Below are 19,579 nucleotides of genomic sequence, written 5' to 3'. Positions count from 1 at the left end.
GATGGCGACGATCCTTCTGGCGGCGGCGGGTGCCTTTGTCGGCGCGGGCTTTGGCGGCACGGTGCTGGGCCTTTCGGGCGCGGTGATTGGGCGGGCGATCGGCGCGACGGTGGGGCAGGCGATCGATGCGCGGCTGTTCGGCGCGGGGTCCGAGGCGGTGGAGACCGGGCGGATCGACCGTCTGCGGGTGATGTCGTCGGGGCTGGGTGCGGCGCTGCCGATGGTCTGGGGCAAGGTGCGGGTCGGGGGGCGGGTGATATGGACCTCGCCCTTCACCGAATATGCCACGACCAGCGGCGGGGGCGGGAAGGGCGCGCCCAGCCCGCGGGTGACGAGCTATAGCTATGGCGTCAGCCTTGCTGTGGCGCTGTGCGAGGGGGAGATCCTTGGTGTGGGGCGCATCTGGGCGGACGGGACGGAGGTGGATGTTTCGACCCTGACGATGCGCGTCTATCCGGGTTCGGAGGCGCAATTGCCCGACGCCAAGATCGCGGCAGTGGAGGGGGCGGCGCAGGCGCCCGCCTATCGCGGGACGGCCTATGTGGTGTTCGAGGATCTTGCCTTGGCGGAGTATGGGAACCGGGTGCCACAGTTCACCTTCGAGGTGATCCGCCCGGCGCAGGGGGCCTTGGCGGATCAGGTCCCGGCCTTTGCGGGGGCGATCCGGGCTGTGGCGATGATCCCGGGGACGGGGGAATACAGCCTTGCCACCAGCCGCGTGCAGTTGCGCAAGGGGTTCTTCGGCGGCGAGGTGGTGAACCAGCACAGTCTGGGCGGAAAGACCGACTTTGCCCTGTCGCTGGAGCAGTTGCGGCGCGAGGTGCCGGGGGTGGAGTCGGTCTCGCTGGTCGTATCGTGGTTCGGGGATGATCTGCGCTGCGGGCTCTGCAAGCTGCGGCCGAAGGTGGAGCAGACGGGGCGGGACGGGCAGGCGATGCCGTGGCGCGCGGGCGGGATCGGGCGGTGGCAGGCGCAGGAGGTGCCACGGAGCGGCGGGGCGTCGATCTATGGCGGGACGCCCGCCGACGCGGCGGTGATCGAGGCGATCCGGGCGATCCGCGCCGGGGGGCAGGCAGTGATGTTCTATCCCTTCATCCTGATGGAGCAGCTTGCCGGGAATGGCAGGCCGGACCCGTGGAGCGGGGCAGAGGATCAGCCGGTGATGCCGTGGCGCGGGCGGATCACCCTTTCGGTGGCACCGGGGCGGGCGGGAAGCCCGGACCGGACAGCGGCGGCGGAGGCGGAGGCGGCGGCCTTTCTGGGCGCGGCGCAGGCGGGGGATTTCGCGCGCTGGGGGGAGACGATCACCTATACCGGGCCTGCGGAGGATTGGGGTCTGCGGCGGTTCATCCTGCATTACGCCCATCTCTGCGCAGCGGCGGGCGGGGTGGAGGCCTTCTGCATCGGATCGGAACTGCGCGAATTGACGGCGATCCGGGGGGCGGGGGACAGTTTTCCGATGGTCGCGGGCCTGCGGGCGCTGGCGGCCGATGTGCGGGCCATTCTGGGGCCGGGCGTGAAGATCGGCTATGCGGCGGACTGGTCCGAGTATTTCGGGCTGGCGCGGGACGGGAACCGGTATTTCCACCTTGATCCGCTTTGGTCGGACGGGAACATCGATTTCGTAGGGATCGACAATTACCTGCCCCTGTCGGATTGGCGCGAGGGCGAGGATCAGGCGGATGCCGGGTGGGGGACAATCCATGACCTTGGGTCGCTGCGCGGGAACATCGAGGGGGGCGAGCTTTACGACTGGTTCTATGCCTCGTCCGAGGGGGTGGCGGCGCAGCGGCGCGAGCCCATCACCGACGGTGCGGGCGAGCCGTGGATCTGGCGGGCGAAGGATCTGCGCAACTGGTGGTCGCAGCCGCATCACGAGCGGATCGACGGGCAGAGGGTTGCGGTGCCGACAGGGTGGGTGCCGATGGGAAAGCCCCTGTGGTTCACCGAATACGGGTGCCCGGCGGTGGACAAGGGGACGAACCAGCCGAACCTTTTCTTCGATGCGCGGTCGTCGGAATCGGGATTGCCGCGCGCCTCGGTCGGGGGGCGGGATGACCTGATCCAGATGCAGTACTTCCGGGCGATGACCTCCTACTGGGCGCAGGAGGGGGTGAATCCCGTCTCGCCTGTCTATGGCGCGCCGATGCTGGATATGGGACACGCCCATGCCTGGGCGTGGGATGCGCGGCCCTATCCGGCTTTTCCCCTGCTGGAGGATGTCTGGTCGGACGGGCCGAACCATGACCGCGGGCACTGGCTGAACGGGCGGGTGACGGCGCAGCCGGTGGGGGCGGTGCTGGCCGAGATTGCCGAGCGGGCAGGGCTGGACTTGCCCGAGGTTGCGGCGGTGGAGGGCGTGGTGCGGGGCTATGCGCTGGAGTCGCTGGCCACGGGACGGGCGGCGGTGCAGCCGTTGATGCTGGCCTGCGGGTTCGATGCGGTGGAAAGCGGTGGGCGGCTGGCCTTTCGCCGCCGTCAGGCGCGGGTTGGCGCGGTGCTGGATGAGGGTGGGCTGGCGGTGGAGGAGGGCGCGGCGCTGACCCTGCGGCGGGCGGCCGAGGGTGAGGCGGCGGGGCGTCTGCGGGTGGCCTATCTGGAGGCCGAGGGCGATTATCGGAGGCAGGTGGCCGAGGTGCAGCGCCCGGATGCGGAGGATGCGGGGGCGCTGGATCAGGAGGTGCCGCTGGCGCTTTTGCCCGATGAGGCGCGCAGATTGGGAGAGCGGTGGCTGTCGGAGGCGCGGGTGGGGCGGGATGTGGCGAGCTTTGGCCTGCCGCCTTCGGCCTTGGGCGCGGTGGAGGTGGGGTCGGTCGTGTCGCTTGCGGGGCGGCGCTGGCGGATCGACCGGATGGAGCAGCGCGGGCGGGTGATGGTGGAAGCCTCGCGCGTGGAGCCGGGGGTTTACCTGCCGGGGCCGGATGGGCGGGAGCGGGCGGTGATCGTGGCGCATCGTCCTGCGGTGCCGGTCTATCCGCTGTTCCTTGACCTGCCGCTTCTGTCGGGGGCCGAGGTGCCGCATGCGCCGCATCTGGCGGTGACGGCGGAGCCTTGGCCGGGGCGGGTGGCGGTCTGGCAGGGCGAAGGGGCGGATGGGTTCGCGCTGTCGCGTGTCGTGACGGGGCGGGCCACGGTTGGGGTGACGCAGAATGCGCTGGCGGCGGCACGGCCGGGGTTGTGGGATCGTGGGCCCGCGTTGCGGGTGGAGTTCGCGGGCGGCGCGCTGTCATCGGCGGCGGAGGTGGCGGTGCTGAACGGGGCCAATCTGGCGGCGATTGGCGATGGCAGCGCGGGAGGATGGGAGGTGTTCCAATTCGCGCGGGCCGAGTTGGTAGCACCGGCGACTTGGGATCTGTCGCTGCGTTTGCGGGGGCAGGCGGGCAGCGATGCGGGGATGCCCGCCTTCTGGCCTGCCGGATCGCAGGTGGTGCTGATCGATGCTGCTGTGGGGCAGATCGACCTTGCGCCGTCCTTGCGCGGGCTGGAGCGGACATGGCGCATTGGCGCCGCGGCGCGGGGGTTCGATGATGCGGATGTGGTGGAACGTGTGCTGGCCTTTGACGGAATCGGGCTGCGGCCGCTGTCGGTGGCGCATCTGAGGGCGCGGGCCGAGGCGGGGGGGCTGCACCTTTCGTGGGTGCGGCGGACGCGGATCGACGGCGATAGCTGGGCGTCGGGCGAGGTGCCATTGGGCGAGGAGCGGGAGGCCTATGCCCTGCGGGTGGTGCGAGGTGCGGAGGTGCTGCGCGAGGTGGAGGTGGGCGTGCCGTCGTGGATCTATTCCACCGCGATGCGGGCGGCGGACGGGCCGGGGGTTACGGTTCAGGTCGCGCAGGTTTCGGCGCGGTTCGGGCCGGGGCCTTTCCGCAGCCTGACGCTGGCCTGATGCGGCGAGTGCTGATCGGGGATGTGCTGGCTTTGGCGGCATATCTGGGGAAGGGCGGTACGGCGGAGGCCGCCTTGGCCGAGGCGCATGCCGCGCATCGGTACATGCGGCGGTTGGGGCGGGGTCATCCGATCTGGGGAAATGGCAGCCTGATGTCGCGCTGCGAGCCTTGCGGAGCGGTCGTTGCCACCCGTCTTGACGGGGACATGCTGCAGGCGATTTCTGCGGCGGCAGGCGCGATTGCAGCGTGGAAGGCAAGACCATGGTTGGTCTGTCCTCCGCCGCGCCCATATGCTATGCAGCACATTCTGAACGGAGGGCGCGACATGGCCGAACTGAAGACCAAAGTGACGACTGTCGATCCTGTCTGGACCCGTGTCTGTGACGAGGCGCGCGAGGCCATTGCGACAGAGCCGCTGCTGGGCGGGCTGATCCATTCCAGCCTTTTGCACCATTCCGGCATGGAGCGGGCGTTGGCCTACCGCTTTTCGCTGAAGCTTGCCTCCGGCGAGATGAGCGAGCAGATCCTGCGCGAAATCGCGGATCAGGCCTATGACAGCGACCCGGAACTGGGGGCCGCCGCGCGGGCAGACCTGATGGCGGTCTATGACCGTGATCCGGCCTGCCATCGGTTCATCCAGCCCATCCTGTTCTTCAAGGGCTATCAGGCGGTGCAGGCCTATCGCATCGGCCATTGGCTGTGGACACAAGGGCGCAAGGATCTGGCCTATTTCGTGCAGATGCGGGTGTCGGAAGTGTTCGGGGTGGACATCCATCCCGCCGCGCGCGTGGGCAAGGGGTTGATGATCGACCACGCCCATTCCATCGTGATCGGCGAGACGGCTGTGGTCGGCGACAACGTTTCCATGCTGCATTCCGTGACGCTGGGCGGCACGGGGAAAGAGGATGGCGACCGTCACCCGAAGATTGGCAATGGCGTGCTGATCGGGGCGGGGGCGAAGGTTCTGGGGAACATCACCATCGGCAACTGCTCGCGCATCGCGGCGGGGTCCGTGGTGTTGCAGGACATTCCGCCGATGAAGACGGTGGCGGGCGTTCCGGCCAAGATCGTGGGCGAGGCGGGGTGTTCCCAGCCCGCCGTTTCGATGGATCACAAGCTGACAGGTTGCGTCGACTGCGGTTGACCCTGTCGGGCAAAGATGAACCCCCGGAAGCGCGGGCTTTCGGGGGTTTTTTCATGCGCTGCGCGTGGCTTAGGCCAGCATGGCCATCGGGTTTTCCAGATTGTCCACGATGGCCTGCATCAGTTGCGCGCCCAAGGCACCGTCGATGACGCGGTGGTCGACCGATAGCGTCATGGACATGACCGTGGCCACGCCGATGCTGCCATCCTTCATCACGACCGGCTTCTTGATGCCCGCACCGACGGCAAGGATCGCGCCATGGGGTGGGTTGATGACGGCATCGAAATTCTCGATCCCCATCATGCCGAGGTTCGAGATGGCGAAGCTGCCGCCCTGATATTCATGCGGGGCGAGTTTCTTCGTCTTGGCGCGGCTGGCGAGATCCTTCATTTCCGCCGAGAGGGCGGAGAGGGATTTCTGGTCCGCATCCTTGAGGACGGGGGTGAAAAGGCCCCCTTCCACGGCAACCGCCACGGCCACGTCGGAGGGTTTCAGCTTCAGCATCCGGTCGCCCGCCCAGACGGCATTGGCATCCGGCACGGCCTGAAGCGCCAGCGCGCAGGCCTTGATGATGAAGTCGTTGACGGAAAGCTTCACGCCGCGCGCTTCCAGTTGCTTGTTGAGTTGTTCGCGGAAGGCCATCAGCGCATCCAGACGCACCTCGCGGCGCAGGTAGAAATGCGGGATGGTCTGTTTGGCTTCGGTCAGGCGGGCCGCGATGGTGCGGCGCATGCCGTCCAGCGGAACCTCGGTGAAGGTGCGGCCCTGATACATCTTGAGCACCGTCTCGGTCGCCGGGCCGGTGGGCATCGCTGCCGGAGCCGATGCCGCCGCCGGGGCAGGGGCCGCGGCAGGAGCGGGCGCTGCCGCCACGGGCTTTGCCCCTTCGACATCCGCCTTCACGATGCGGCCATGCGGGCCGGAGCCCTGCACCTTCGTGAGGTCCAGACCCTTTTCCGCAGCGATCCGCCGCGCGAGAGGCGAGGCGAAGACACGCGCGCCGCCGACCTTGGGTGCAGCAGGGGCCGGGGCCGCAGCAGCCACGACCGGGGCCGCAACAGGCGCGGCAGCGGGAGCGGCGGCCTTGGCGGGGGCGGGCGCAGTATCCGCCGATTCACCCTCTTCCACCAGCACGGCGATGGGCGTGTTCACCTTCACCCCCGCCGTGCCTTCGGAGACGAGGATGCGGCCAACGATGCCTTCATCCACGGCCTCGAATTCCATCGTGGCCTTATCGGTTTCGATTTCGGCGATGATCTGGCCGGATTTGACGGTGTCGCCTTCCTTGACCAGCCATTTCGCGAGTGTGCCTTCCTCCATCGTCGGAGAGAGGGCGGGCATGAGAATTTCGGTTGCCATGTTCCCCTCTCCTTACCGGTAGCAGACGGATTTGACGGCGGCGACGACCTCGGCGGTCGTGGTCAGCGCCAGTTTCTCAAGGTTCGCCGCATAGGGCATCGGCACGTCCTTGCCCGTGCAGTTCACCACCGGCGCGTCCAGATGATCGAAGGCCTTCTGCATGATGGTCGCGGCGATGTGGTTGCCGATGGACCCCACGGGGAAGCCTTCTTCGACCGCGACGCAGCGGTTGGTCTTCATCACGCTCGCCAGCACCGTGTCATAGTCGATGGGGCGCAGGGTGCGAAGGTTGATCACCTCGGCGCTGATGCCTTCCTTCGCCAGTTCCTCGGCGGCCTGCAGCGCATAGGTCAGGCCGATGCCGAAGGAGACGATGGTCACATCGGTTCCCGCCCGCAGGATCGAGGCCTTGCCGAAGGGGATGGTGAAGTCGCCCTCGGCTGGCACCTCGAAGGAGCGTCCGTAGAGGATCTCGTTTTCAAGGAAGATCACGGGGTTCGGGTCGCGGATCGCGGATTTCAGGAGGCCTTTGGCATCTGCCGCCGAATAGGGCATCGCCACCTTGATCCCCGGAATGGCCGCATACCATGCCGCGTAGTCCTGACTGTGCTGCGCGGCCACGCGTGCGGCGGCCCCGTTCGGGCCACGGAAGACCATCGGGCTGCCCATCTGGCCGCCCGACATGTAAAGCGTCTTGGCCGCCGAGTTGATGATGTGGTCGATGGCCTGCATCGCGAAGTTGAAGGTCATGAACTCCACGATCGGCTTCAGCCCGCCCCAGCTTGCGCCGACGGCGATGCCTGCGAAGCCATGCTCGGTGATGGGCGTATCCACCACGCGCTTCGCGCCGAACTCGTCCAGAAGGCCTTGGGAGATCTTGTAGGCGCCCTGATATTCGCCGACCTCTTCCCCCATCAGGAAGACGTTGGGATCGGCGCGCATCTCTTCGGCCATCGCCTCGCGCAGCGCCTCGCGGACCGTCATGGTCTTGGTCGGCACGCCTTCGGGCAGGTCGGAATGCGGCCAGCCCTGAGCCGCCACAGGCGCAGGAGTCGCAGCCGGGGCCGCGACTTGGGCCGGGGCCGAAGCTACAGGAGCCGTCGCAGCGGCAGCCGGGGCAGGGGCGGCATCTGCCGACTCGCCCTCTTCCACCAGCACGGCGATGGGGGTGTTCACCTTCACCGAGGCCGTGCCCTCGGCCACCAGCAGCTTGCCGACGATGCCTTCGTCCACCGCCTCGAATTCCATCGTGGCCTTGTCCGTCTCGATCTCAGCGATGATCTGGCCGGATTTGACCTTGTCGCCTTCCTTCACCAGCCATTTGGCCAGCGTGCCTTCTTCCATCGTCGGAGAAAGCGCGGGCATCAATACTTGCGTTGCCATATCTCTTCCCCCCTTACGCGTAGATATCCGTCCAGAGTTCCTCCAGCGGAGGCTCCGGGCTTTCCTTGGCGAATTCGGCGCTTTCGTTGACCAGCGCCTTGATCTCTTTGTCGATGGCCTTCAGGTCGTCATCCGACGCAAGACCGCCCTGCAACAGCAGGTCGCGGACGTGCTCGATGGCGTCCTTCTCCGACCGCATCTTCTCCACCTCTTCGCGGGTCCGGTACTTCGCCGGGTCCGACATGGAATGGCCGCGATAGCGGTAGGTCATCATTTCAAGGATGTAGGGGCCTTCGCCCGCGCGGCAGGCGGCGACCGCCTTCTCGCCTGCGGCCTTCACGGCCAGCACGTCCATGCCATCGACCGCCTCGCCCTTGATGCCATAGGCGGCACCGCGCTCCCAGAGCGACGGCGACTTGGTCGACCGCTTGACGGAGGTCCCCATCGCATACTGGTTGTTCTCGATCACGAAGACGACCGGCAGGTTCCAGAGCTCGGCCATGTTGTAGGTCTCGTAGACCTGACCCTGGTTCGCGGCCCCGTCGCCGAAATAGGCGAAGGTCACGTTGTCATTGCCCAGATACTTGTCGGCGAAGGCCAGCCCCGCGCCCAGCGGCACCTGCGCGCCGACGATCCCGTGGCCGCCGTAGAAATGGCGCTCCTTGGAAAACATGTGCATCGAGCCGCCCTTGCCCTTGGAATAGCCGCCGATGCGCCCGGTCAGTTCGGCCATCACACCCTTCGCATCCATCCCGCAGGCCAGCATGTGCCCATGGTCACGATAGGAGGTGATCCGCTTGTCGCCTTCCTTCGCCGCGGCTTCCAGCCCGACGACGACCGCCTCCTGCCCGATATAGAGGTGGCAGAACCCACCGATCAGGCCCATGCCGTAAAGCTGACCCGCCTTCTCTTCGAAGCGGCGGATCAGAAGCATCTCGCGGTAATACTTGAGCAACTCGTCCTTCGACACGTTCGGTCGATCGGCGGGTTTCTTCGCGGCCATCGGCGGTATCCTCCCCTCGGCTGGCTTGAAAATAGTTCAACGTTAAACGACCTATACGATATCGGGGATTATGGGGTCAAAACAAAAAATCCGGCCATCGGCCGGGTGAGCGCATGGCAGCCATGCAGCAAAGGAAAGGGTGGCAAGGGCAGGCGCACCCTGCCCCTGAGCACTGCCGGGGCATCAGGCGCGCGGCCGTCAGGAGGTCCCGGATCAGGTCCGGGACGGGGTCACTGGATCACGACCTCATCCGCGCGGACATAGCCCAGAACGCTGCGCGCCTGTTCGTCCAGAAGGTCGATGTCAAGGAATTCGTCCGACAGGCGACGCGTGCGATTCTCGATCTCGGCCAGTTCTGCGGCAAGGCGGTCACGCTCCGCCGTCAACTGCTCCGCCTCGGCGGCGATCTCCACCTGCCGGAAGACACCATAATCGCCCTGCACGGCGGCAAAGGTGAAATAGCTGCCCAAGGTGAAGGCCACGAGCCCGTAAACCATGGCCCCAAGCGAAGGGCGAGAGGAGGAAGTCGTCATCTGCAAGCGCCTCTTGTCGCCCCTCTTGTCCGGGGGCGTCTGATGGCGAGTTCACCACAAGATGTAGGGGCGTCCAAGGGGCAGGCAGGGCATCGGGGCAATCCGGGCGGGAATTGGGGCATCCGTGCCACAGGGCGGAAAAGCGAAGGGGCCGCGCAACGCGCGGCCCCTTTTCCCTTGGGCTGGAAGCGCCTCGCTCAGCCACGGCCCTTGTAGATATCGGTCAGCTTGGCCAGCATGGCCAGCGCCTCGGCGCGCGGGCGCTGGAAGCTGTTGCGCCCGATGATCGACCCGTTCCCGCCGCCGTCGCGGATGGCGCGCGCATCATCATAGACCGCATCCTCGCCCTTGGCCGCACCGCCCGAGAAGACGACGATCCGCCGCCCGGCAAAGCAGGCATCCACGACATGCCGCACGCGGGCGGCCATGGTCGCCCCGTCGATGCCGGTCTTCTGGTAGACCTTCTTCGCCTCGTCCTGTTCCAGATGGTCGCTGGGCAGCTTCACCTTGATGATATGCGCCCCCAGCATCGCCGCGATATGGGCGGCATAGGCCGTGACGTCGAAGGCCGTCTCGCCCGCCTTGCTCAGCGCCTCGCCGCGCGGATAGGACCAGATCACCGTGGCGATGCCCACCGAGGCCGCCTCGGCCCGCAATGCGCTGATCTCCTCGAACATGTCCAGCGCCATGTCCGATCCCGGATAGATGGTGAAGCCGATGGCCGAACAGCCAAGACGCAGCGCATCCTGCACCGAGGCCACCACCGCCTGATTCTTGCCCGCCGTCTCGGACATCAGGCTGTTGGCATGGTTCATCTTCAGGATCGTCGGGATCTGCCCGGCGAAGGTATCGGCCCCGGCCTCCAGATTGGCCAGCGGCGCGGCATAGGCCGACAGCCCCGCATCGATCGCCAACTGGTAATGGTAATGCGGATCATAGCCGCCCGGATTCATGGCGAAGGACCGCGCGGGACCATGTTCGAAGCCCTGATCGACCGGCAGAATGATCATCTTGCCGGTGCCGCCCAGCTTGCCCTCCATCAGGATGCGGCACAGGTTCGCCTTCACACCGGGGGTTTCGCCTTCGTAATTGCTCAGGATCTTCTGAACGGTCTTCGTCGCGCGCATTCTCTCTCTTCCCTTCCGGTCAAATCGCGGGCCTCTGCCCCCGCTTTAGGCAAGCGCCCCCCGCTTTTCAAACAGGTTAGCGCAACCATGGCGCGGGCGGGGCGTTTTTTCGCATCCGCCCGCCCCCGCCTCAGGCCATAAGCGCCGAAACTCCGGGCAATTCCTTGCCTTCCATCCATTCAAGGAAGGCCCCGCCAGCGGTGGAGATGAAGGTGAAATCCGCGGCAGCCCCGGCGGCATTCAGCGCGGCCACCGTATCGCCGCCGCCCGCCACGGAAACCAGAGCGCCCGCCCGCGTCAGCCGCGCCACGGCCTGCGCCGCCGCATTGGTCGCGGCATCGAAGGGCTTGATCTCGAACGCCCCCAAGGGCCCGTTCCAGATCAGCGTCTTCGCCCCCTCGAACACCGTGACGAGCCGCGCCACCGTGGCAGGTCCCGCATCAAGGATCATCGCATCCGCCGGACAGGCGCCGACATCGACCGTCTCATTCGCGGCATCGGCCTTGAACTCGCGCGCCACCACCACATCGACCGGCAGATGGATCGTGCAACCCGCCGCCTTGGCCTTGGCCATGATCTCGCGCGCCGTATCGGCCATGTCGCGTTCCGCAAGCGACTTGCCGACCTCCACCCCTTGCGCGACGAGGAAGGTGTTCGCCATCCCGCCGCCGATCACCAGATGGTCGACCTTGGTGACAAGGTTCCCCAGCAGGTCAAGCTTTGTCGAAACCTTCGCTCCGCCCACCACCGCAACCACCGGACGGGCAGGGGAGCCCAGCGCCGCCTCCAGCGCGCGCAACTCCGCCTCCATCAACCGGCCCGCTGCCGCGGGCAGCAGGCCCGCAATCCCGGCGGTGGAGGCATGCGCCCGATGCGCGGCCGAGAAGGCATCGTTCACATAGATGTCGCCCAGCGCGGCGAGGCCTGCGGCAAGGGCGGGGTCGTTCTTCTCCTCGCCCGCATGGAAACGCGTGTTCTCCAGCAGCACGACATCCCCCGTGGCTGCCGCAGCGATGGCCGCCTGAGCGGGCGCGCCGACGCAATCCTCGCCGAACACCACCTTGCGCCCCAGCGCCGTCTGCAGCGCGGGCACGACATGGCGCAGGCTCATCTCCGGCACGACCTTGCCCTTGGGCCGGTCGAAATGCGCCAGCAGGACCGCCTTGCCGCCACGCGCGATGATGTCCTCCACCGTGGGCACGATCTTTTCGATCCGTGTGGCGTCGGTCACCCGTCCGGCCTCCATGGGCACGTTGATATCCACCCGCACCAGCACGGTCTTTCCCGCCAGCGCCACATCGTCAAGCGTCTTCCAGCCCATGATCGCCTCCATCACCGGATTGTCGCCCCCTCTTTCCGCCGTCTGTGCCCGCCCGTCAACCGTGCCGCAGGCGCATTTCCCCTTTCGCCCTTTCCTTGCCGCCGCTGCACCATTAGGTTCCCGGCCAAATCAAACCGGAAGGAACGCCCCATGGCCGAGATCAAGGATCCCGAGAACACGATCATCCTGACGCTGAAGGATGGGGAGGTGGTCATCGAACTGCTCAGCGACATCGCCCCGAAACATTGCGAACGGATGAAGCAGCTTGCCCGCGACAAGGCCTATGACAACGTGGCCTTCCACCGCGTGATCGAGGGCTTCATGGCCCAGACCGGCGATGTGGAAAACGGCAACATGGAAAACAACTTCAACCTGCGCCGGGCGGGCACGGGCGGGTCGCAATATGACGACCTTCCCGCCGAGTTCAGCCGCATCCCGCATGACCGCGGCACGCTGGGCGCGGCACGTTCGGCAAACCCGAATTCGGCCAATTCGCAGTTCTTCATCAACTTCAACGACAACCACTTCCTCAACGGCCAATACACCGTCTATGGCCGCGTCATCTCGGGCATGGCCCATGTCGACAAGATCACCCGCGGCGAGCCGCCGGCGAACCCGGATCGCATGATCACCGTGCGGGTGGCTGCCGATGTCCTCTGAACGTCTGATCGCCGGGGGGATCATGGCCCTCGGGCTTGCCGTCCTTGGGGGCTTTGCCCTCTCGCAGACCGCAATCGCGCAAGACGTGACCGACGGGCCCGGCCCGAACCTCGTGATCGAGGTGGCCGGTTCCACATCGGGCACCATCGTTATCGACATGGCGCAGGATGCGGCGCCGGGCCATGTCGCCCAGATCACCGCGCTGGCGCAGGAAGGCGCCTATGACGGCGTGGTCTTCCACCGCGTGATCGAGGGTTTCATGGCCCAGACGGGCGATGTGGAATTCGGGCGTCAGGGCGGCGATCTGTCGATGGCGGGCATGGGCGGATCGTCCAAGCCCGACCTTGCGGCGGAGTTCTCCGCGCTCTCCTTCGATCGTGGTGTGGTCGGTATGGCCCGGTCGATGGATCCGAACAGCGCCAACAGCCAGTTCTTCATCATGTTCGCCCCGGCCCCGCATCTGGACGGGCAGTATACGGTGGTGGGAAAGGTGATTTCGGGGATGGAGGTCGTGGACGCCATCAAGAAGGGCGACCCTGCCGCGAACGGCGCTGTGGATGCGCCGGATTACATGGCCAAGGTGACCTTGCAGGAGTGATCCTGCACTTCCGTCCGGACAGAGCGGAGAAGGGGGCCTTGGCCCCCTTTTCCTTTTCGCGCCACCGACGAAAGATTTTCTCCGAGAATTCTTCCCAGAAAAATCTTCGCAGAAGATTTTTCGCGTTGGCCGTCAGCCCAGCGTCACCAGCGCATGCCGCTTCTTGCCTGCGGTCAGTTTCAGAGGTTCGGCAAACTCGCCCGCGCCAAGCCGCAGGCCAGGATCGGTGACGATCTCGTCATTCATCCGCGCCCCGCCCTCCGAGATCAGACGCTTGGCATCCTTGCCACTGGCCGCAAGACCCGCGCGCACGAAAAGCTGAACGATCCCCACGCCTTCGGCCACCTCGTCTACAGAGAGGGCGATGGTGGGCAGGTCATCGCCGATACCGCCCTTCTCGAAGACCTCGCGCGCCGTGGCCTCGGCTGCCGCCGCCGCCTCTTCGCCATGCAGAAGGCCCGTCACCGCATTGGCAAGGATGATCTTGGCCGCGTTGATCTCGGATCCGGCCAGAGCGCCCAGGCGGTCGCATTCCTCCACCGGCAATTCGGTGTAGAGCTTCAGGAACCGCCCCACATCCGCATCCGTCGTATTGCGCCAGAACTGCCAGAACTCATAGGGGCTCAGCATGCCCCCGTCCAGCCAGACCGCGCCGCCGGCCGACTTGCCCATCTTCTTTCCGTCGCTGGTGGTCAGGAGGGGCGAGGTCAGCCCGAAGATCTCCTGATCCAGGACCCGCCGCGTCAGGTCGATCCCGTTGATGATGTTGCCCCACTGATCGCTGCCGCCCATCTGCAACAGGCAGCCATAGCGGCGGTTCAGTTCGAGGAAGTCATAGGCCTGCAGGATCATGTAATTGAATTCGAGGAAGGACAGCGACTGTTCCCGGTCCAGCCGCGATTTCACTGATTCGAAGGACAGCATCCGGTTGACCGAGAAATGCCTCCCGATGTCGCGCAGGAAATCGAGGTAGTTCAGCCCGTCCAGCCATTCGGCATTGTTCAGCATGATCGCATCCGTCGCGCCCTCGCCATAGGCAAGGTAGCGCGCGAAGACCTTCTGCATCCCGGCGATGTTGGCGTCGATCTGCGCGGGCGTCAGGAGCGGGCGCTCCTCCGACCGGAAGGAGGGATCACCCACCTTCGTGGTCCCGCCGCCCATCAGGGTGATTGGCTTGTGCCCCGTCTTCTGCAGCCAGCGCAGCATCATGATGTTCAGCAGATGCCCGACATGCAGGCTGGCCGCCGTGGCGTCATAGCCGATATAGGCGGGAAGCACGCCCTTCACCAAAGCCTCGTCCAGCCCCTGATAATCGGTGCAATCGGCCAGATAGCCGCGCTCGATCATCACGCGCAGGAAGTCGGATTTCGGATGGTAGGTCATGGGGCACCCGTGCTTTAACATCGGCAGGGCGCGGTATAGCGGGGGCAGGGGGTGAAAGGAAGATGCTGAAAGGCGGCGCGATCTGGGCGCTCGGCACCATGTCGGGCACATCGCTCGACGGGGTGGATGCGGCGATGGTCCTGACCGACGGGGAACGCATCCTCGATTTCGGCCCAGCCGCCTTCCGCCCCTACAGCCCTGCCGAACAGGCCGTCCTGCGCCGCGCACTCGGGCGTTGGCCCGGCGAGGACGGGGTGCAGGAGGCAGCGGAGGTGGTGGAGACCGCGCATGCCGAACTGCTTTCACGCTTCACCGGGGCGGGGATCGTGGGATTTCACGGCCAGACCCTCGCGCATGAGCCAAAGGGCAGGGGCACACATCAGGCGGGCGACGGCGCGCTTCTTTCCCGCGCGCTCGGCCTGCCCGTGGTCTGGGATTTCCGCAGCGCCGATGTCGCCATGGGAGGGCAGGGCGCGCCGCTGGCCCCCTTCTTCCATTTCGCCTGCGCCCGCCATATCGGCGCAGAGCAGCCCCTTGCCATCCTCAATCTTGGCGGCGTGGGCAATGTCACATGGATCGACCCGCGCCAGCCTGCCCCGGAATCGCATGGCGCGCTGCTCGCCTTCGACACCGGCCCCGCCAATGCCCCCCTCAACGACCTGATGCTTGCCCGCAGTGGCCAACCGCTCGACCCCGGCGGCGAGACGGGGCTGAAGGGCGCGGTGGATGAAGCCCGCATTGCGGCCTTCCTCGCCCATCCCTTCTTCCACCGCATGCCGCCCAAGTCGCTGGATCGCAACGAGTTCCACGCCGCCCTCGACATGGGCAACCTGCCCACCGAAGACGCCGCCGCCACCCTTGCCGCAGCAGCCGCCGCCGCCGTGGCGCGCGGGGCCGAGCATTTCCCTGTACCCATAAGCCGCCTTCTCGTCACCGGAGGCGGGCGTCACAATGCGCGGATCATGCAGGAACTCTCCACCCGCCTTCGCGTCACAGCCGAACCGATCGAGATGGCGGGCCTCGACGGCGACATGCTGGAGGCGCAGGCTTTCGCCTTCCTCGCCGTCCGTGTGGCGCGCGGCCTGCCGACCTCAGGCCCCGCCACCACGGGTGTCGCCGCCCTCGTCGGCGGCGGCAAGGTCAGCCGCCCGGACTGATCCCCCGCGTCATTTCCTCCGGATCATCGACCCGGTATAAATCACCAATGCGGCCCAGATCATCGGAAAGGCCACCGCCCGCGCCGTCCCGAAAGGTTCGTCGAAGACGAAGACAGCCGTCAGGAAGATCATCGTCGGCGCGATGTATTGCAGGATGCCGATGGTCGACAGGCGCAGCAGTTTCGCCCCGTTGGCGTAGATCATCAAAGGCACCGCCGTCACCACCCCCGCCAGAAGCAGCAACCCCGTCAACCAGCCATCCGTCCCAAAGACCAGCCCGCCCTGCGCGCCCACCCAGACCAGAAAGCCCAGCGCCAGCGGCGACAGGATCAGCACCTCCAGCATGAACCCCTGATTGGGGCCAAGCGGCAGGCGCTTTTTCAGATAGGCATAGAACCCCCAGCTTATCGTCAACCCCAGCGCTACCACCGGCACCTGACCGGCTTCCCATGTCAGCACACCGACCGCCAGCGCCGCCAGAGCGATGGCCGCCACCTGCGCGCGGTTCATGCGTTCGCCCAGCAGCACCGCGCCCAGGAAGATGGAAAACAAGGGGTTGATGTAATAGCCCAGCGCCGCCTCCAGTGCATGGCCCGACTGGATCGACCAGACATAGATCCCCCAGTTGACCGAGATCAGCCCCGCCGTCAGCGCCGCCATCCCGATCATCCGGGGTGACCGCAGCGCCGCCTTCAGATCCTGCGTCCGGCCCAGCCAGACAAGGATCGCCCCCGCAACTGGAACCGACCAGATGACCCGATGCGCAAGCACCTCCAGCACCGGCACGGCAGCCAGCGCCTTCATGTAGAGCGGCAGGAAACCCCACATCAGATAGGCAGTCACGGCAAGGAACAGGCCCTTCGGGCTGTCTTCGTTCTTCGGAGGGGTGGGGATCGGGTCGCTCATGCCCCCCTGCTAGCGAAGCGCGGGGCAAAGCGCCAATGCGGAATTGTGACGGTAGCAATAGTTGCAGTCTATGGGTTTATTTGTGCGTGATAGGACGGCGAAAGGTGCCGCCTGCCGGGTAACCCGTCGCTCCGCCTGCGGCTCACCGCCCGCCGATTGTAAACCCCTCCTGCGCCAGTTCGAAACCCTCGAACCGGAACCCCGGCGCCACGCAGCACGATACCAGCGCCCAGCCCCCGCGCGCCTCGGCCGCCTGCCACCATCCGGCGGGCACCACCGCCTGCGGCTGCTCCCCTGCCAGCACATCCGGCCCCAGCCGATGCACCGTCAGCGGCCCCGCCTCCGTCTCGGCCAGCAAAAGGTCAAGCCTCGCCCCCGCATGCCACAGCCAGACCTCGCCCGCATCCACCCGGTGCCAATGCGACCGCTCCCCTGCCTTCAGCAGGAAATAGATGGCAGTCCCCACGGCCCGGCCACCAACCTCTGGCCCTGCCCAAGTCTCGCGATACCAGCCGCCTTCGGGATGGGGCTGCAATCCAAGTTCCGCTATGATGGCCTCTGCCCGATCCATGCTTCCCTCCGGCGACAGACTTTGCCACCATGCGTCAAAGGAGCCGTCATGCAACCCCGTTTCCTCATCCTTGGTGCAGGTATCACCGGCGCGGCACTCGCGCATCGGCTTGCAAGGAATGGCGCGTCGGTCACGCTGGTCGAGGCAGGTCTTCCGGCCTCTGGCGCATCGGGCCGCAGCTTCGGCTGGGTGAATGCGAGTTTCTTCCTGTCCGAGGCGCATTTTCACCTGCGCCATGCCGCCATGGCCGCGCATCGCGATCTGGCGGCGGAGTTGAAGCGTCCTTGGCAACCCGAAGGTTGCATCTGGTATCAGGAACAGGGCGAAGGCTTCGATCATACCGCGGCGACTCTGCAATCCATGGGCTATCCGCTGCGCCTGCTTGACCGCGCCGCGATCACCGCTCTGGAGCCGCGGCTGGCCGATCCGCCGGACCGCGCGCTTTTCTTTCCGGGCGAGGCCGCACGGGACCCCGCCGCCCTGACCGAGGAATTGCTGGCCGCCGCTTCGGCGCAGGGGGCGCATCTTCTTTGCGGATTGCGCGTCACCGGCCTGACACAGGGCGATGACCGCATCACCGGCATCCGCACCGATGCGGGTGACATCCCCGCCGATCACACCGTTCTCTGCACCGGCAACGGAACGCCCGCGCTGCTGGCCCCTCTGGGCCTGTCCTTCCCGATGCTGCCGCGCCCCGGCGCGCTGATGGTCACGCGGCCCTTGCCGCCGCTCCTTCACCACATCCTCGCCACGCCGGATCAGGAGGTGCGGCAGGATGCCGAAGGCCGTCTGATCGCTCCCGCCTCTGCCCATCATCAGGCCGACGCCGCCGAGACCATCGCCGCGCCGCAGGCACTTGAGGACGCAACCCTGATGCGGCTGCGCCATCTCTTCCCGAATGCCTTCATTCGGCCTGACCGCCTGCTTCTGGCTGATCGTCCCGTGCCGGGGGATGGGCTGCCCGCCATCGGCCCGGTGCTGCCCGGCCTTTCCATGGCGGTGATGCATTCAGGCGCGACGCTGGCGCCCTTGGTGGCGGATGTGATGGCGCTTGAACTGACGGGGCAGGGCAGCCAGCCGCCGCTTGCCCCCTTCCGTCCCGCCCGCTTCTTCGGGCCATGAGAAAGGCCCCCGGTTCGCACCGGGGGCCTTTTCTGCAGCTGCGGTATGTACACGGTATGTACAGTTTGCGGCACAGCCTGCGGTACGGCCGCAGCAGGCCGAAATCAGCCTTTCAGGATCGAATCCCCGGCATATTCCGCGGTCTCTCCCAACATCTCCTCGATGCGGATCAGCTGGTTGTACTTCGCCAGACGGTCCGACCGCGACAGCGACCCGGTCTTGATCTGCCCGCAATTCGTGGCCACCGCGAGATCGGCGATGGTGGAGTCCTCCGTCTCGCCCGACCGGTGCGACATGACGTTGGTGTAGCGCGCGCGATGCGCCATCTCCACTGCCTGCAACGTCTCGGTCAGGGTGCCGATCTGGTTCACCTTGACCAGCATGGAATTCGCGCAACCCTTTGCGATACCTTCCGAAAGCCGCTTGGGGTTCGTCACGAAAAGATCGTCGCCGACAAGCTGAATCTTGTTGCCCAGCGTCTCGGTCAGCAATTTCCAACCCGCCCAGTCATCCTCGGAACAGCCATCCTCAATGCTGATGATCGGATAGTCCGTGGCAAGACCAGCAAGGAAGGCGACATTCTCTTCGATCGAAAGGGATTTGCCTTCGCCCTTCATCTCATAGCGGCCGTTCTTGAAGTATTCGGTCGCGGCGCAGTCCAGCGCAAGGAAGATATCCTCGCCGGGGCGGTAGCCTGCCTTTTCGATGGATTTCAGAATGAAATCAAGTGCGTCACGAGCGGAATTGAGGTTGGGCGCAAAGCCGCCCTCATCGCCGATGCCGGTATTGTGCCCTGCGGCCTGAAGTTCCTTCTTCAGGGTGTGGAACACCTCCGACCCCATGCGGATCGCGTCGCGGATATTCTCCGCGCCCACGGGCATGATCATGAATTCCTGAATGTCGATCGGGTTGTCGGCATGTTCGCCGCCATTGATGATGTTCATCATCGGAACCGGCAGGACTCGCGCGGAAGTGCCGCCGACATAACGATAAAGCGGCTGGCCCGATGCCTCCGCCGCGGCCTTGGCAACTGCCAGCGACACGCCCAGGATGGCATTCGCTCCGAGGCGGGATTTGTTCGGCGTGCCGTCCATCTCGATCATGGTGCGGTCGATGCCGACCTGTTCCATGGCGTCGAAACCGACGATCTCTTCCGCGATCTCGCCATTGACGGCGGCCACCGCCTCCAGCACGCCCTTGCCCTTGTAGCGGGCCTTGTCGCCATCCCGCCGCTCGACGGCCTCATGCGCCCCGGTCGAGGCCCCCGAGGGAACGGCAGCACGGCCCATGAAGCCGCCTTCCAGATGAACGTCCACCTCGACGGTGGGATTGCCCCGGCTGTCGAGGATTTCGCGGGCGTGGATGTCGATGATCGTGCTCATGGGCTGTATGGCCTCCGTGGCAAACGGGTGGTGCTCTCGCGGC

Annotated in this window: 16 protein-coding genes and 1 pseudogene; 7 read left to right on the top strand and 10 right to left on the bottom strand. The window is 66.2% G+C overall.

Features of this window, described 5'->3' with window-relative positions:
* Window position 1 precedes the first annotated feature (1 nt).
* From TabM4_RS10010 to cysE, 3 genes and pseudogenes are all read left to right on the top strand, one after another.
* Complete coding sequence (locus TabM4_RS10010) at window positions 2-3,886, top strand: baseplate multidomain protein megatron (protein ID WP_434611898.1); 3,885 nt, start codon at window positions 2-4, stop codon at window positions 3,884-3,886.
* Window positions 3,886-4,047 (top strand): annotated as a pseudogene (locus TabM4_RS10005) (DUF7742 family protein); the annotation flags it as partial. The gene TabM4_RS10010 and the pseudogene TabM4_RS10005, both read left to right, overlap by 1 nt.
* Window positions 4,048-4,212: 165 nt before the next feature.
* Window positions 4,213-5,031 carry a serine O-acetyltransferase gene (gene cysE, locus TabM4_RS10000; RefSeq protein ID WP_434622016.1) on the top strand — a complete coding sequence of 273 codons (819 nt, stop codon included), beginning with the start codon at window positions 4,213-4,215 and terminating at the stop codon, window positions 5,029-5,031.
* A gap of 69 nt (window positions 5,032-5,100) precedes the next feature.
* Here cysE and TabM4_RS09995 read toward each other — a convergent pair whose 3' ends face one another.
* The 6 genes from TabM4_RS09995 to TabM4_RS09970 form a co-directional block, all read right to left on the bottom strand.
* Window positions 5,101-6,390 (bottom strand): pyruvate dehydrogenase complex dihydrolipoamide acetyltransferase, encoded by a 1,290-nt coding sequence (locus TabM4_RS09995; RefSeq protein ID WP_434611897.1) that lies wholly within the window; start codon window positions 6,388-6,390, stop codon window positions 5,101-5,103.
* A 12-nt stretch (window positions 6,391-6,402) separates the two neighbouring features.
* Window positions 6,403-7,773, bottom strand: coding sequence for a pyruvate dehydrogenase complex E1 component subunit beta (locus tag TabM4_RS09990; RefSeq protein WP_434611896.1), 1,371 nt, complete (start codon window positions 7,771-7,773; stop codon window positions 6,403-6,405).
* A gap of 13 nt (window positions 7,774-7,786) precedes the next feature.
* Window positions 7,787-8,776: a pyruvate dehydrogenase (acetyl-transferring) E1 component subunit alpha gene (gene pdhA / locus TabM4_RS09985; protein WP_434611895.1), complete on the bottom strand. Its 990-nt coding sequence runs from the start codon at window positions 8,774-8,776 to the stop codon at window positions 7,787-7,789.
* 230 nt (window positions 8,777-9,006) lie between these two features.
* The gene (locus TabM4_RS09980) at window positions 9,007-9,309 is read right to left on the bottom strand and encodes an FtsB family cell division protein (RefSeq protein WP_434611894.1); all 303 of its coding nucleotides are present in this window, start codon (window positions 9,307-9,309) and stop codon (window positions 9,007-9,009) included.
* Between the two features lie 197 nt (window positions 9,310-9,506).
* On the bottom strand, window positions 9,507-10,436 hold the full coding sequence (locus TabM4_RS09975; RefSeq protein ID WP_434611892.1) for a class I fructose-bisphosphate aldolase: 930 nt from the start codon (window positions 10,434-10,436) through the stop codon (window positions 9,507-9,509).
* 130 nt (window positions 10,437-10,566) lie between these two features.
* Complete coding sequence (locus TabM4_RS09970) at window positions 10,567-11,757, bottom strand: phosphoglycerate kinase (RefSeq protein WP_434611890.1); 1,191 nt, start codon at window positions 11,755-11,757, stop codon at window positions 10,567-10,569.
* 150 nt (window positions 11,758-11,907) lie between these two features.
* Between TabM4_RS09970 and TabM4_RS09965 the strand changes: the two genes are divergently transcribed.
* Both TabM4_RS09965 and TabM4_RS09960 read left to right on the top strand, forming a co-directional pair.
* The gene (locus TabM4_RS09965; RefSeq protein ID WP_434611888.1) at window positions 11,908-12,417 is read left to right on the top strand and encodes a peptidylprolyl isomerase; all 510 of its coding nucleotides are present in this window, start codon (window positions 11,908-11,910) and stop codon (window positions 12,415-12,417) included.
* Complete coding sequence (locus tag TabM4_RS09960) at window positions 12,407-13,015, top strand: peptidylprolyl isomerase (RefSeq protein WP_434611886.1); 609 nt, start codon at window positions 12,407-12,409, stop codon at window positions 13,013-13,015. The genes TabM4_RS09965 and TabM4_RS09960 overlap by 11 nt, the downstream gene beginning before the upstream one ends.
* 132 nt (window positions 13,016-13,147) lie before the next feature.
* On the opposite strand, the gene tyrS is transcribed toward TabM4_RS09960, so the two are convergent.
* Window positions 13,148-14,398 carry a tyrosine--tRNA ligase gene (tyrS, locus tag TabM4_RS09955; RefSeq protein ID WP_434611884.1) on the bottom strand — a complete coding sequence of 417 codons (1,251 nt, stop codon included), beginning with the start codon at window positions 14,396-14,398 and terminating at the stop codon, window positions 13,148-13,150.
* A gap of 62 nt (window positions 14,399-14,460) precedes the next feature.
* Here tyrS and TabM4_RS09950 point away from each other — a divergent pair, with 62 nt between their 5' ends.
* Window positions 14,461-15,555 (top strand): anhydro-N-acetylmuramic acid kinase, encoded by a 1,095-nt coding sequence (locus tag TabM4_RS09950; RefSeq protein WP_434611882.1) that lies wholly within the window; start codon window positions 14,461-14,463, stop codon window positions 15,553-15,555.
* 9 nt (window positions 15,556-15,564) lie between these two features.
* On the opposite strand, the gene rarD is transcribed toward TabM4_RS09950, so the two are convergent.
* Both rarD and TabM4_RS09940 read right to left on the bottom strand, forming a co-directional pair.
* Entirely contained in the window at window positions 15,565-16,461 is an 897-nt protein-coding gene (gene rarD / locus TabM4_RS09945) for an EamA family transporter RarD (RefSeq protein WP_434611880.1), read from the bottom strand.
* A 142-nt stretch (window positions 16,462-16,603) separates the two neighbouring features.
* Window positions 16,604-17,032 (bottom strand): cupin domain-containing protein, encoded by a 429-nt coding sequence (locus TabM4_RS09940; protein ID WP_434611878.1) that lies wholly within the window; start codon window positions 17,030-17,032, stop codon window positions 16,604-16,606.
* Between the two features lie 48 nt (window positions 17,033-17,080).
* On the opposite strand from TabM4_RS09940, the gene TabM4_RS09935 reads away from it, so the two are divergent.
* Entirely contained in the window at window positions 17,081-18,154 is a 1,074-nt protein-coding gene (locus TabM4_RS09935; protein WP_434611877.1) for an NAD(P)/FAD-dependent oxidoreductase, read from the top strand.
* A gap of 104 nt (window positions 18,155-18,258) precedes the next feature.
* Here TabM4_RS09935 and eno read toward each other — a convergent pair whose 3' ends face one another.
* Window positions 18,259-19,536 (bottom strand): phosphopyruvate hydratase, encoded by a 1,278-nt coding sequence (eno, locus tag TabM4_RS09930; RefSeq protein WP_434611875.1) that lies wholly within the window; start codon window positions 19,534-19,536, stop codon window positions 18,259-18,261.
* Between the last annotated feature and the right edge of the window lie 43 nt (window positions 19,537-19,579).

The organism is Tabrizicola sp. M-4 (assembly GCF_051132405.1).
GTDB lineage: Bacteria > Pseudomonadota > Alphaproteobacteria > Rhodobacterales > Rhodobacteraceae > Paragemmobacter.
This window is presented reverse-complemented; position numbering and strand designations above follow the sequence as displayed.